This is a genomic window from Amycolatopsis sp. NPDC114505, from assembly GCF_055633615.1.
Window position 1 is genome coordinate 1,374,629 of record NZ_JBVKDV010000002.1, and the last position, 14,358, is coordinate 1,388,986.

At 70.9% G+C, this 14,358-nt stretch carries 4 protein-coding genes; all 4 read left to right on the top strand.

The genetic code is table 11. From position 1 onward, the window contains the following. The first annotated feature begins 39 nt into the window (after positions 1-39). The 4 genes from ACZ7OU_RS24610 to ACZ7OU_RS24625 all read left to right on the top strand — a co-directional run bounded on the left by ACZ7OU_RS24610 (position 40) and on the right by ACZ7OU_RS24625 (position 14,316). Positions 40-6,318 (top strand): RHS repeat-associated core domain-containing protein, encoded by a 6,279-nt coding sequence (locus tag ACZ7OU_RS24610; RefSeq protein WP_470256862.1) that lies wholly within the window; start codon positions 40-42, stop codon positions 6,316-6,318. After that, positions 6,318-6,671: a hypothetical protein gene (locus tag ACZ7OU_RS24615; protein ID WP_470257651.1), complete on the top strand. Its 354-nt coding sequence runs from the start codon at positions 6,318-6,320 to the stop codon at positions 6,669-6,671. The genes ACZ7OU_RS24610 and ACZ7OU_RS24615 overlap by 1 nt, the downstream gene beginning before the upstream one ends. 134 nt (positions 6,672-6,805) lie before the next feature. Beyond that, positions 6,806-12,172 (top strand): LamG-like jellyroll fold domain-containing protein, encoded by a 5,367-nt coding sequence (locus ACZ7OU_RS24620; RefSeq protein ID WP_470256863.1) that lies wholly within the window; start codon positions 6,806-6,808, stop codon positions 12,170-12,172. Between the two features lie 806 nt (positions 12,173-12,978). Next, positions 12,979-14,316, top strand: coding sequence for a serine hydrolase domain-containing protein (locus ACZ7OU_RS24625; protein ID WP_470256864.1), 1,338 nt, complete (start codon positions 12,979-12,981; stop codon positions 14,314-14,316). The last annotated feature ends 42 nt before the right edge of the window (positions 14,317-14,358 follow it).

A 14,358-nucleotide genomic window follows, 5' to 3' on the forward strand; every position in this document is an offset into this window, starting at 1 on the left:
ACCTTGTCGCGCGCGCGTTTCCGCCGTGGGGTCGCGACCGTGGTCTCGATCGCCCTGATCACCTCGATCATGGGCGAGCTTCCGGCGAACGCCGCGTCCACCGCCCGCGCGCCGCACGTGGTGCCGACGCGGACCACCGGTCACGGTGACACGCCGCTCGACCACGCGAAGGCACCCGCGATGCCCGTCCCGGCCACGCCGGTCGCGGCCGACTGGCCCGCACCCGGTGAGGCGGCGGTCGTGATCACCGCACCCACCTCCAGCCCGGCCTCGCGCGCCGACCGCGAGCCGGCGAAGCCGGGGCCCGCCGTGCGCGCGGGCGCGCTGCCGGTGCGGGTGGCCGGGGCCGGGGGCGCCAAGGCGAACGTCCGGATCGCCGATCAGGACGCCTCGCGCAAGGCCGGGATCACCGGGGTCCTGCTGTCCGTCGACGGCGCGGCCGGGCGATACGCGGTCGACCTGGACTACTCGTCGTTCCGCAACGCTTCGGGCGGCGGCTTCGGCGAACGGTTGAAGCTGGTGAGCCTGCCCGGCTGTGTGCTGAGCACACCCGACCGGCCGGCCTGCCGGACGCGGACCCCGGTCGCGTCGCGGAACGATCCCGCCGCCAAGGTCGTCTCCGCCGACGTGGCCGTCGCCCGCGGACCTCAGGTGCTGGCCGCCGTGGCCGACTCCGGCGGGGCCGGCGGCACGTTCGCCGCCAGCTCGCTGGCGCCGTCGGGCAGCTGGTCGGTCACCGACGGCACCGGCGCGTTCACCTGGTCCTACCCGGTGGAGCTCCCGCCGGCGGCGACCGGCACGGCGGTGGCGCCGAAGGTCGCCCTGTCCTACAACTCGGCCACTGTGGACGGCCGGACCGCCGCGACCAACAACCAGACCTCCTGGGTCGGCCAGGGCTGGGACTACGACCCCGGGTACATCGAGCGCACCTACCGCTCCTGCGCGGACGACGACACCCTGCCCGAGGCGAACAAGACCGGCGACTTCTGCTGGGCCGGCCAGATCCTCACCATGAACCTCGGCGGCCAGACCACCGCGCTGGTCCGGGATGACGCCACCGGCACCTGGAAGTCGTCGAGCGACAACGGCGCCCGGGTCGAACTGCTGAAGGGCGCGGCCAACGGCGCGCTCGACGGCGAACACTGGCGGATCACCACGATCGACGGGATCCAGTACTACTTCGGCCTGAACCGGGCCCCCGGCTCGGCGGACCAGGACAAGACCGACTCGACCTGGACGGCGCCGGTCTACGGACCGCACGGTGACGACCCGTGCCACGACAACGCGGGCTTCGCGAAGTCCGTGTGCACGCAGGCGTGGCGGTGGAACCTGGACTACGTCGAGGACCCCCACGGCAACGCGACCGTGTACTCCTACACGCCCGAGACCAACTACTACGGCGCCGACCTGCAGACCAAGGCCGTCCCCTACACCCGCGGCGGCACGCTCAAGCGCATCGACTACGGCCTGCGCAAGCTCAACGGCAGCGTCTACGGCTCCGCCGCTCCCGGGCAGGTCGTCTTCGACACCGCCGAGCGGTGCGTGCCCGCGGACGCCGTCACCTGCGACCCCGCGCAGTTCACCCCGGCGAACGCGAAGTCGTGGCCGGACACGCCGCAGGACCAGCAGTGCAAGGCCGACGCGACGTGCGACAACCACTCGCCGACGTTCTGGAGCACCCGACGCCTGGCGGCGATCACCACCCAGTACAACACCGGGGCCGGGCCGAAGAAGGCCGACACCTACGCGCTGGCGCAGCAGTTCCCGGGCATCGGGGACAAGGAGCTGTGGCTCGACTCGATCACCCACACCGGGTTCGACACCGACGGCGCGTCCATCACGCTGCCGCCGATCAAGTTCACCGGCCAGCTCTACGCCAACCGCGTGGTGGGCTACAAGAACCTGCCATCCCTCGCGCACTGGCGCCTGACGAACATCACGACCGACACCGGGTCCGTCATCTCGGTCGCGTACAGCGCCCCGAGCTGCACGGCGGCCACCGTGCCGACGGACCTGCCGAACAACACCAGCCTGTGTTACCCGGTCTACTGGAACCTGCCGACGGCCAAGGACCCGATCCTCGACTTCTTCCACAAGTACGTCGTGGAAGAGGTGCGGATCGAAGACGCCAACAAACTCTCGCCGACGCAGGTCAACGCCTACGCCTACGTGGGCAGCCCGGCCTGGCACTCCGACGACAACGAGATCGTCAAGCCGAAGTACCGCACCTACGGCCAGTTCCGGGGATACTCCCAGGTCGACGCCCGGACCGGCGACACCACCTTCAGCATCGACGGGGTCGCCGACACCAGGACGCTGACCCGGACGACGTACTTCCGCGGCATGGACGGGGATCCGCTGCCCGGGGGCGGGAAGCGGTCGGTGCCGGTCACGAGCTCGCTCGGCGACTCCATCGCCGACGACAACGTGTTCGCCGGGTCGCCCCGGGAGACGCAGCTGTTCAACGGCGACGGCGGCGCTCGCATCTCGACGTCGGTCAGCGACGTGCAGAAGGTCGCCACGACGGCCACGAGGGCCCGGACCGGCCTGCCGGCGCTGACCGCCAACGTGGTCAAGGAGAACCGGACCAGGACGGTCACCGACCTCGCGGCCGGCGGGACCCGGACGAAGACCACGGTGCAGCGCTACGACAAGTACGGCCGGACGGTCGCCAAGACCGACTCCGGTGACGGCCTGCCGGACACCTGTGTCACCACGAAGTTCGCCGAGAACACGACTTCCTGGATCCTCGACCGGTCCAAGGAGGTGCTGACCTCCACGGAGGTCTGCCCCGACGGCGAGCCGACGGCCGTCAAGGTCACGGCGGGTGTCCGCACGTACTACGACGGCCAGGACGGCCTGGGCGTCGTCACCGGCGCCGGTGACGCCACCCGGGTGGACACGGCGACGGCCAACAACGGCGGAACGCCGGCGTGGGTCACGACCGGCCGCACGGGGTACGACGCCGCCGGCCGCACGACGTCGACCACCGACGCGCGGAACTACACGGCGACGATCGTGATGACGCCCGCCGACGGGGGCATTCTCAGCAAGACCGTCAAGACGAACCCGAAGAAGCAGTCGGAGACGATCGAGACCGAGCCGGCTCGCGGCAAGACCACCGGCAGCGTCGACGTCGCCGGCCGCCGGACCGACGCGACCTACGACGCCCTCGGCCGGTTGGTGTCGGTGTGGAAACCGGGGCAGGCGAAGGGCGGCCCGGCGTCCGGGACGTACGAGTACGTGCTGCGGACCGACGCCCCGCTCGCGGTCGTGACGAAGAACCTCGTCGACTACGGCACCGGCACGAACTACCTGACCACCGTCGAGCTGCGTGACTCCTTCGGCCAGGTCCGGCAGGTCCAGACCGACGCCAACGACGGCACCCGGATGGTGACCGACACGGTCTACGACTCCCACGGGTGGGTGCGCAAGACCAACAACCGCTACCTGACCTCGGGCGTTCCGGGCACCACCCTGGTCTCGGTCGCGGACGCCGCCGTCGACAACCGGACGGTGAACACCTACGACGGCTCCGGCCGCGTGGTCGCCGCGACCGACTACAAAGGACTGACCGCGACGTCGTCGACGCGCACGGTCTACGGTGGCGACCGGACGACCGTCATCCCGCCGCAGGGCGACGTCACCCAGACCACGTTCACCGACACGCAGGGCCGGATGTCCGAGCTCTGGCGCTACAGCAGCGCCCCGGACGTGTCCGGCACCGTCGTCTCGGGCGGCACGCACGACACGACCCGGTACGGGTACACGCCGACCGGCCTCCAGGACAAGATCACCGACACCGCCGGGAACGTCTGGTCGACGGAATACGACTTCCTGGGCCACAAGGCCAAGCAGGTCGACCCGGACACGGGCACCTCGTACACCGAAGTGGACGTCGCGGGGCTCGTGAAGTCGGCGACGGACGCCCGCGGCAAGAAGCTCGCGTACACCTACGACGAACTCGGCCGCAAGACCGCGGAGTACGAGAACTCCGTGGACGGCACGAAACGCGCGTCGTGGGTCTGGGACACCGCGCCCAACGGTGCCGGGCAGATCTTCTACTCCACCCGGTACACCGCCACCGGCAACTGGGTCACCGGAGTCTCGGCCTACAACGCCGAAGGACGGCCCAGCAAGGCGATCACCCAGGTCCCGGGGACCGAGGCCGGGCTGTCCGGCACGTACACGACGCTGTACGGCTACACCAGCACCGGCCTGCCGACGATGGTCCAGCCGCCGTCCGGGGGACAGCTGCCGGGTGAGGCGATCGCCATCACCTACGACAAGTACGGCAAGCCCATGACCACCGCGGGCTACAACGCGTACGTCTCCGCTTCGCACTACACGCCGTACGGCGAAGACTCGCAGTTCACCCTGGGGCCGTCGAACAACCAGGCGTGGCTGACCTACGACTACGACGCGCAGACGCGGCGCAAGACCGACGTCAACCTCTCCGCCCAGCTGGCCGCCACGACCCAGCTCGACGACACCCGCTACACCTACGACCCGGCCGGCAACATCACGAAGTCCGTCAACACGCAGGGCGTCACCGGGGTCGCGCCGGTGCGCACCCAGTGCTTCGGCTACGACCCGATGAACCGGCTGTCCCAGGCCTGGACCGCGACCGACGACTGCCAGGGCGCGCCCGCCGGGGACAAGCTCGGCGCGGCGAGCCCGTACTGGCTTTCGTGGACGTTCAAGCCGAACGGCCTGCGGGAAACCCAGACCGACCACAAGGCCGGCACCGCGACGGCCTACCGGTACCCGGCCGACGGTGCCGCGAAGCCGCACAGCCTGACCGGGACCACCACCACGGGCCCGGCCGGCACGACGACGGCGTCCTACGGCTACGACGCGTCGGGCAACACCACGACCCGCGACGGGCAGACGCTCGACTGGGGCCCGGACGGCCGGCTCGACAAGGTCACGGCGCCGCAAGGCGACACGACCTACGTCTACGACGCCGACGGCGGCCGGCTGCTGCGCCGGTCCCCGGACAAGGTCACGCTGTCCCTGCCGGGCGAGGATCTGGTCAAGGACACGAAGACCGGCGTGGTCACCGGCACCCGCTACTACTCGCACAACGGCGTCGTCGTCGCGATGCGCGTGGGCGGCGCGAACCCGCAGTACCTGGTGTCGGACCTGCACAACACGGCGACCGTCGTCGTGGACTCGGTGACGTTCGGGGTGACACGGCGGGCGATGGACCCGTACGGCAACCCGATCGGGGAGCGTCCGGCGTGGCCGGACCAGCGGGGGTTCCTGGGCAAGATCAAGGACGACTCCACCGGTCTCACGGACGTCGGTGCCCGCGAGTACGACTCCGCGACGGGCCGGTTCATCTCGGTCGACGCGGTGCTGGACTCGCAGAACCCGGACCAGCTGTGCGGCTACGAGTACGCCGAGAACAACCCGGTCACCCGCAGCGACCCGAGCGGCAACCTCACGATCATCGGCGTCGGGCTCGGCGGCATCATGAACGCCCTCGGCATGGCGCACGACCTCCAGGTGACCGGGGCCCGCACGTACAAGCAGGCCCACATCTCGATCCGCTGGGGCTACGTCACCAACTGGCGGCCCAACTTCATGGGCCCGCAGATCGGCTGGTGGATCCCGGCCGTGGTGATCACCATCTGGTTCACCACGATGGTCCGCTGCCCGACCCCGGCCCGCACCAACACACCCCAGATGGGGCCGGACCCGATGACCCGGGCGGAGCGGGCCGCGTACAACGCGAAGCACCCGCAACCGGCACCGAAACCGGCGGACAAGTCGGTCCGGGAACAGATCCGGGACCTGCTGGTGAGTTTGACCGGCGCCGACAAGATGGTGGACTGCGTCCGCGAGCCGAACGCGGGCGACTGCCTGCTGGGCTTCGGACCGTTCGTGGCCGGTCCGGTGGCCAAGGGAGCGCTGGGCCTGGCGGGCCGTACCGCGGCGCGGAGCGCTGAGTCAGTGGCAGCAGGCGGCGTGGCCCGGCAAGTGGTGCAAAACACGCCGTCCACAGTCCCGTTGTTCCGAAACGTGGATGCGGGGGAGTTCGGATCCATCGCCGACACCGGAAAGTGGGGACTCGGTCCCGGGCAGATGGAAGGCAAGTGGTTCGCCACCGAAGGTGCCCATGCCGACCAATGGGGCAGGGTGCTCAATCGCGGTGACGGACTCACGATGACGACCCGTATCCCGCGTTCTCTGGCAGATCAGTTGCATTACCATCCGGACAAGCTGGACGGCATCGGACCGGGTTATTACGCGCAGGGCGACCAGCTGACCATGATCAACCAGCAGATGAGCGGAATCGAGTTGTGGCCGTGATGGAAACGATCGAGCACCCACAGGCCACGGCTGTCGTCCGCTGGCTCACCGCCGAGGAGGGCGGGCGGAGGTCCGGACCGCCGACCGCGCGTGTCTACATGGCGACCTCGGTGTTCGTTCTCGGCGGAGATGCGGAACTGCAGCCGGGTTGGCCGGCTTCGGCCACCCAGCTGAGCATCCTGCTCCAGCAGGTCGAGCTCCTCGAAGACGGCCGGACGCGTTGTCTGGTCGGCTTCCTGGTGCCTGATCTGGCGCGTCCGAATCTGCACGCCGGGGGCGAGATCCTGGTCATGGAAGGGCCGCGGCCGGTTGCTTCCGCGCGAATCGAGGACGTCTTTGTCCAGGGTGCGTGAAATGGGAGCCGGGTTCATGCGATGACGGTGCACACCGGCTATCGGCCGCCACAGCAGTTCATCGACGCCGTTTCGCACGCGGCGGCTCAGCTCAGAGGATTCCGGGGGAAGTAATGCGCTCGCTCATCTCCGCCGTGACGGCAGTCGCCGCCACGGTCGTCTTCCTGCCGGTGGTCCCGGCCGTGGCGCAGGCCGCGCCGCCGCCCGCCGCGCCGGCGGACAACGAACTCGTGCTCGCCCAGCGGACCGGCAAGCCGGTCGAAGTCGCCGCGGAGACCACCGAGAAGTCGCAGGTGTTCGCCAACCCCGACGGCACCTTCACGATGCGGAGCACGCCCCGGCCCACGCGGGTGAAGCGCGACGGTGGCTGGCACGCCGTCGACACCACCCTCGTCGCCCGGCCGGACGGAACCGTCGCGCCCGCGATGTCGCCGACGGACGTGACCTTCTCCCGCGGCGGTACGGCCCCGCTGATCAGCGTCGCCGACGGCGCGGGAAAGCTCGCGCTGAGCTGGCCGGCCGCGCTGCCCGAACCCGTGCTGGCCGGGAACACCGCCACCTACCCCGAGGTGTTCCCCGGCGTCGACCTCAAGGTGGCCGCGGACGTCAGCGGCTTCTCCGAAGTCCTCGTCGTGCGCGACGCCGAAGCCGCGAAGAACCCGGCACTCGGTTCACTGAACTTCACCGCGGCCGGCACCGGACTGACCCTGGAGGCGGCCGCGGACGGTGCCCTGAACGCGAATGACGCCGCCGGCGAGCCGGTCTTCCACGGCTCCACACCGATCATGTGGGACTCCGCCGGCCGGACCAGCGCGGCCGCGCCGGGTGAAGGCCGTGTCACCGCGATGAAGCTCGACGCGCGGAAGCGGGCGGCCGCCGGCCCGAGCCGGACGTCCGTGGCGGACATCAGCGTCCGGCCCGATCGGGCCGCGCTGACCGGACCGGACGTCAAGTACCCGGTCTACATCGACCCGATCATGTCGCGGACGAAGGACGCCTGGCTCGAGGTGACCAGCAACGGCTGGCACTACTTCAACGACGACGCCAAGCAGGCCCAGGTCGGGTACTGCAGCGGCTGGTCCGACTGCGGGTCGCCGGCTTGGACCGCCCGGTCGTACTTCCAGATGCCCACGACGGACCTGAACCCCCGCAACGGCCGCAAGCCCGTGATCTTCAGCGGGCACTTCTACGCCCTGCAGGTTCACGGCGCGCACGCGTGCACCGCCGAGCCGACCGACCTGAAGCTCGCGGGGTTCATCAACGCCGACACCCGGTGGCCGGCCACCGACTACGACTACCTCGGCCGGATCTCCTCGAGCGCGGGCGACCAGTGCGGGGGCGCCGGCACGCTCGACTACGACCTCAAGTCCACCGTGCAGCGTGCGGTCGACGGGACGTGGGGCAGCATCACGCTGCTGCTGCGCGGATCCGACGAAGGCAACCCGTACCAGTGGAAGCGGTTCGCGAACAACCCCACCCTCGAGGTCGTGTTCAGCTTCCCGCCCAACGATCCGGGCGCCAACGCGGTCGCGAACTCGGTGAACTGCGGCGGCAAGGTCGTGACGCCGACCGCGAACCCGACGCTGTACTCGACGGCGACCGACAACAACGCTCCGCCGTTGAACCTCGGCATGTGGTACGAGGTGTGGAACGCGAACGCCTCGACGAGGTACGCCAAGACCGACAGCGCGGTCATCGTCGCGTCCGGCGCGCGGGCGGCGTGGGCGGTGCCCTCGGGGCTCGCCGACGGCGACTACTCCTTCCGGACCTTGGTGGAGAACAGCTTCCCCGGCGACTCGAGCCGGAACGTCTGGTCGGCGCAGTGGTCCCCGTGGCTGCCGTTCACCGTGCGCGCGAAACCGATCGCCGGCAAGCCGGTGGTCCTGCCGAGCGCCGACTACCCCGCGGACAACTGGGGCGCCCAGGCGGGCGCTCCGGGCTCGATCTCCGTCCAGCACCTCGACGCCGGCGCCGGCCTCGCGGGCTTCAGCTACAGCTTCGACGGCGCGGGCTCCCAGCACGTCCCGGCGACGACGGACTGCGACTACCACAAGACCTTCGGGACCTCCGGTGGCTGGGTCCCCGCCACCGGCACGAATCGCGCGACGATCCCCGTCCCGGCCGGGCTGAGCGCCGGTCCGCACGTGCTCTACGTCAAGAGTTTCGACGACGCGCACAAGATGTCGGCCGAGTCGGCTCCCTACGTCTTCTACGTCGCCCCCGCCACGAGCGGCTCCGCGACGAAGATCGAGGCCGAGTCGCTGACCGCCACGCAGCCGGCCGGTCAGAACGCCACCACGATCACCCAGCCGAACTGCTGCGGCGCGACGTGGTCGGGGGACGGCCAGCTCTTCCTGCAGGCCACCGCGGGCGGCCAGGCGTTCTCCCTGGCGTTCACGGTGGGCGCCGACGCCGACTACCGCGTCGGCCTGGGACTCACCCACGCCCCCGACTACGGGCAGAGCGCGTTCACCCTCGACGGCACTCCGATCGGCCGGCAGCTCGAGACGTCCGACGTCGGGCCGTTCGACAACTACGGCACGACCGTGGGCAGTGACTTCTTCTCCCTGGGGTCACGCCGGTTGAGCGCCGGTACCCACACCCTCGGCATCCAGGTGACCGGCACGAACGCCGCCTCCATCGGTGCGCGCTACTACGTGGGCTTGGACTACCTGACCCTGAGCACGACGGGCCGGTTCGAAGCCGAACAGGGATCGCAGATCACCGCGGCCCAGCCGGCCGGCCAGAACGCGCCGCTGTCGGTCGTCGCCGATCCGCGGTGGTCGGACGCCGCGCTCGTCTCGTTCCGGCCCGCGGGCCCGGACGCGTCCGTCGACCTCGCCTTCCGGGTCCCGATCGAGGCCGACTACGCCCTGGGAGCGGGACTCGCCCGGCAGGACCACGCGGGGCGGCTGCGCATCTCCGTCGACGGTGCCGTCGTGGCGCGCGGCCAGGACGAACCGTGGGACGGCTACGCCCCGGCGCCCACGGCGTCGTACCTGCCGCTGGGTGGGCAGCACCTCACGGCCGGCGTCCACACGGTGACCATCCGGGTGGTGGGCCGGAATGACGCGTCCCAGGGGTTCGAAGCCGGTGTCGACTACCTGACCGCGGTCCCGATCAACGCCATCACCGTCTCCGACTTCGCGTCGGCGCTGAACAACGACGGCATCGCCCCCGATGGCACCGCCGCTCGCTTGGACTTCGCCTCGGGCGGCCTGTCGGCCCAGACGCTCGCGGCGGCCGGGCTCGCCCCGGGTGCGACGAAGGTGATCAACGGTGCGGCGTTCACCATGCCGCAGCCGAAGGCCACGGGAGAGGACAACGTCGCCGCGTTCGGGCAGACCATCCCGGTCCCGCAGGTCAAAGCCGCCGCCTTCGGCCTGCTCGCGACCGCGACGTGCGGGAACCTGCCCGCGACGTCGGCGACGGTCACCTATGCCGACGGGACGACCCAGAACCCCTACGTGCCGGCCGTCTCCGATTGGGTGTTCGGCGAAACCGACGGCGCGGCCTTCGTGCTGCCGTACCGGAACCTGGCGACGACCGGGGTGGACGCGACGGCCAAGCCGCGCATCTACGCGGTGTTCCTGCCGACCGACCCGTCGAAGACGCTCAAGTCGGTCACGCTGCCCAACTACGGCAGCCCGGCGACCGCCGCGTGCCAGAAGGCCGCCTTGAACGTCTTCTCGATGGCGCCCCGGCCGGTCGCCCCAGGCTGGCTGGGGGCGTGGGCGGCACCGGCGGACGGCCAGGCCGCGCCGCCGGTCGCCTTGACGGACAAGACCGTCCGGACGGTCGTGAAGCCGTCGGTGACGGGCGCGTCCGTGCGGGTGAAGCTGGCGAACCCCCAGGGAACGACGGCGGTGACGGTCGGCGCCGCGAGCGTCGGAGCCCAGGCCGGTGCCGGCGCGGCGGCGACCGGGTCGCCGATCCCGCTGAAGTTCGGCGGAGCCACCTCGGTGACGGTGCCGGCGGGCGGGGAGGTGACCAGTGACGCGGTGGCCTTCCCGAGTACCGCGGGCGGCAGCGGCAACCTGCTGGTCAGCCTCGACTTCACCGGCTCTGTCGACCGGCTGGCGGCACACGCGTCCACGTCGTCGTACCTGGCGGCGGGAAACCAGACCGGAGTCGCCGACGGTGGACCGTTCGGGACGACGCTCGACGGGACCTACCTCCTCGCCGGGGTGGAAGTGTCCACTCAGGACGCCACCCGTGGGACTGTCGTCGTGCTGGGGGACCAGTACGCCACCGGGACCGGCGCCGACGGTGCGACGTGGGTGGACAAGCTGCCGGGTGCCCTCAATGCTCTCGGCGAGTCGTTGCCGGGCAGCGTCGTCGACGCCGGCCGGGCCGGCGCCCCGCCGGCCGGCCAGTGGAAGCTGAACGACGGTTCGGGAGCCACCGCCGCGAACGCGATCGCGGGCGGCGCCCCGGTCACCCTGACGAACACGACGTGGAGCGGCGAGCACGGCGGATCCGCGGTGTTCAACGGCACGGACTCCGTCGGCGCCGCCGCCGGGCCGGTGCTGACCACGTCCCGGTCGTACACGGTCGCCGCATGGGCCAAGGTCGCCTCGCTGGGCGGGAACTACACGATCGTGAGCCAGGGAGGCGTCAGCCAGAGCGCGTTCTTCCTGCAGTACAAGCAGGGGGCGGGGTGGGCGTTCGTCAGCCCGTCCCAGGACACGGCGACCCCCGGGGCGTACGCGCAGGTGATCGGCCCGGCGCCCACGCTGAACACGTGGACCCACCTCGCTGGCAGCTTCGACGCCACCACGGGCCAGATGTCGTTCTACGTCAACGGGAAGCTGATCGGAACCGCCTACAACCCCACACCCTTCGACACCGCGGGACCGCTCGGCGTCGGCGGGGTGAAGGTCGCCGGCGGCGCCGTCCGCAACCAGTTCAACGGCGCGATCTCCGACGTCCGGGTGTTCCGCCAAGCGGCGTCGGCGGACGACATCGCGGCGATGGCGGCCGGGGGTGCCATCACGGCACCGCCTTCGGGTACCGGCGCGCCCGGCACGACGCTGGCGGCACGGACCCTGGACCGCACGACGCTCGGCCAGCCGAACGTCCGCACAGTGCTGGTGGAGCTGGGCGCGAACGACGTTCTCGCGGGCAAGGGCAAAGCCGAGATCGTGCAGGGCTTGAAGACCCTCGCGCACCCGGCGAGCGCGATCGGCCTCCGGAACCAGCGGCGCTCGGACGGCACGCTCGTGCACGTCATCCTCTCGACGATTCCCGCGCTGGGGCTGCCCGCGAGCGATCCGCGGGAGGTCATCCGGACGCAGGTCAACGACCTGCTCCGCACGAGCTACGTCGACCTGGGCGCGGACGGCGTGCTGGACATCGCGGCCGCGGTGTCCGACACGCCGGCCGCCGGGACCATCAGCCCCGCGTTGCTGACCAACGGGATCCCGAACAGTTCGTTCTACGACCGGATCGCCCAGGCCGTGGCGAAAGCGGTGACGGACTTCCCACCCCTCGAGCTGTAGCGCCGGACGAGCGCCTTACCCGAGGTCTCGGCAGGTGTGGTCCCTTTGTGGCCACACCTGCCGAAGTCGTATTCGAGGGCATCGTGAGCTGAGTCGCATCGGCGGCGGAGTGCCGCTGATTGTCGGGTTCGTCCGCGGGCGAAAGCGCGGGAAAGCGCCGCCCGGAGTTCGTTACACGTCAATCGTGTGATTGTCCGGACGGTTTCCGTTCCCGGATTCCGGGACGGCATCCGGAACTCGGCCATACCACATCCTGTGCACAGCTGAACGCACGTGCGGCCGGATGGCGGATCCGCTTCGCATACGGCGGTTATTCGGCGTTCTCGCTGCTCATGGCGCTGCCGCGAATGTGGTCATGGTCGTTTTCCGTATCGGCTCCGGTTCGGATGGTTCCGCGCGCGATCCCGCGTTTGAGGAGTGCCGGAGGTGGGCAGCCTGGATCGGTGACGTCGGCACGGTGAGCCGGAAGTCCGGCGCGGAGGCCAGGTTCGGGGCGCGCGGAGGGAGGACGGGTGAGGTGGCGACCTGCGGGTCGCCGCGTCATCGTGGGTGCTCGGCTCTGTGCTGCCCGAATGGCGTGCCGTTGTCGAATCTGTGTGAACTTCGGCGTGGTTAATGGTGTCGTTAATGTCGCCACGGGGAGTGTCGGCGAACCGGGAATCGGCTTCGTTCGAATCCCACTATTGGCGGTACTGACGATCAGCGCCGGGGCGGCAGCGTAGGTATTCGGTTCGGGTTTGGACGAGCGCGGTGCGGGTGGGCACATTTCCCCGTGCGGCAACACGACTTTTTCGAAAGGTTTGCCCATGCGGTCCCAGAATGATGCTCCCGGCGGGCGGCCCGTGCCGGCGGGACGGTTGAGCGCGATCCTCGCGCGCCTCGCTCGCCGGCACCGGGTGCCCGGCGCCCAGGTCGCGGTGCGGCAGGGCGACGACACCACGGTGGTCCAGACCGGTGTGGTGCACCAGGACCGGGGCGAACCCATGCGGCCCACGTCCGCGGTGCCGGTGGGCTCGATCACCAAGGTCGCCACCGCGACCGTGGCGATGATGCTCGTCGCGGACGAAGACCTCGAGCTGGACGAGCCGGCCGGCGACGTCCTCGGCGTCGCCGGGCTCCCGAGCGGGCTCACGACCCGTCGCTTGCTGAGCCACACCAGCGGCCTCCCGTCCGACCCGGTCGACGTCGACGGCTCGGTGCTGAGAGAAGTCCGGTCCGCCACGCTCGTCTGCCCGCCCGGCGCGGCGTTCTCGTACTCGAACGTCGGCTACGCGCTGGTCGGCTCGATGATCGAAGCGGTGACCGGGATGAGCTGGCGCGAAGCGGTCGAGGCGATGCTCCTGCGTCCCGCGAAGATCGAGCCGGTCTTCGTCGACAGCCCCGATGCGGTCTCCGGCCACGCCGGGGGCCGGCCGGTCGAGCAGATCCTGCCGCCGATGCTCGAGCCCGCCGGCGCGCTCGCCATGAGCGCGGGCGACCTGGTCGAGCTGAGCCGCGTGCACCTGGGCAAGCCGGACCTGCTCGACGTCGTGACGGCGGCCGACATGCACCGGCGGGTCCCGGCCGCCGAGCCGTTCGGCCTGGCCGACGGCTGGGCCCTCGGCCTCGCCCACTTCGGCGACGAAGGCGGCGAGAGCGGGGAGACCGGCAAAGGCAGCGAAAACCGCGAAGGCGACGAAACCAGCGACGACGACACCGCTTGGCTCGGCCACGACGGCACGGCCGACGGCACCTCCTGCCACCTGCGGATCGACCCGGCCGGCGCGTGCGTGGTCGCCTTGACCGCCAACGGGTCCGGCGGCGCGGACCTGTGGCGCGAGCTGACCGAGGAGCTCCGCGACTGCGGCCTGCCCCTGCCGCTCCCGGGCGCCCGGACCGGCGGACGGCCCGTCCCCGTCCCGGCCGGCGACCTCGGCACCTACCGCAACGGTGCCGTCGACTACGCGATCACGCCGCACGGCGACGACGGCGCGTGCCTCGTGGTCGACGGCGAGGTCTACCCCGAGCTGGTCCTCCACGACGACCGGACGTTCACGATCCGCGACCCGGCGACCGGCCGCGTCACCCCCTGCGGCCGGTTCCGCGGCGAGCCCGGTGCGGCGGCCGCGGTCGAGATCGGCGGCCGCCTCGCCGGGCGCTGCTGAGCCGCAATCCCGTCCCCGCCCGCCCGCGTCGGTGGGTTTCCC

What these genes read in the sequence shown, in the direction of transcription:
- ACZ7OU_RS24625 (WP_470256864.1), top strand. Translation starts at nt 12,979, where the DNA reads ATGCGGTCCCAGAATGATGCTCCCGGCGGGCGGCCCGTGCCGGCGGGA.
- ACZ7OU_RS24615 (WP_470257651.1), top strand. Translation starts at nt 6,318, where the DNA reads ATGGAAACGATCGAGCACCCACAGGCCACGGCTGTCGTCCGCTGGCTC.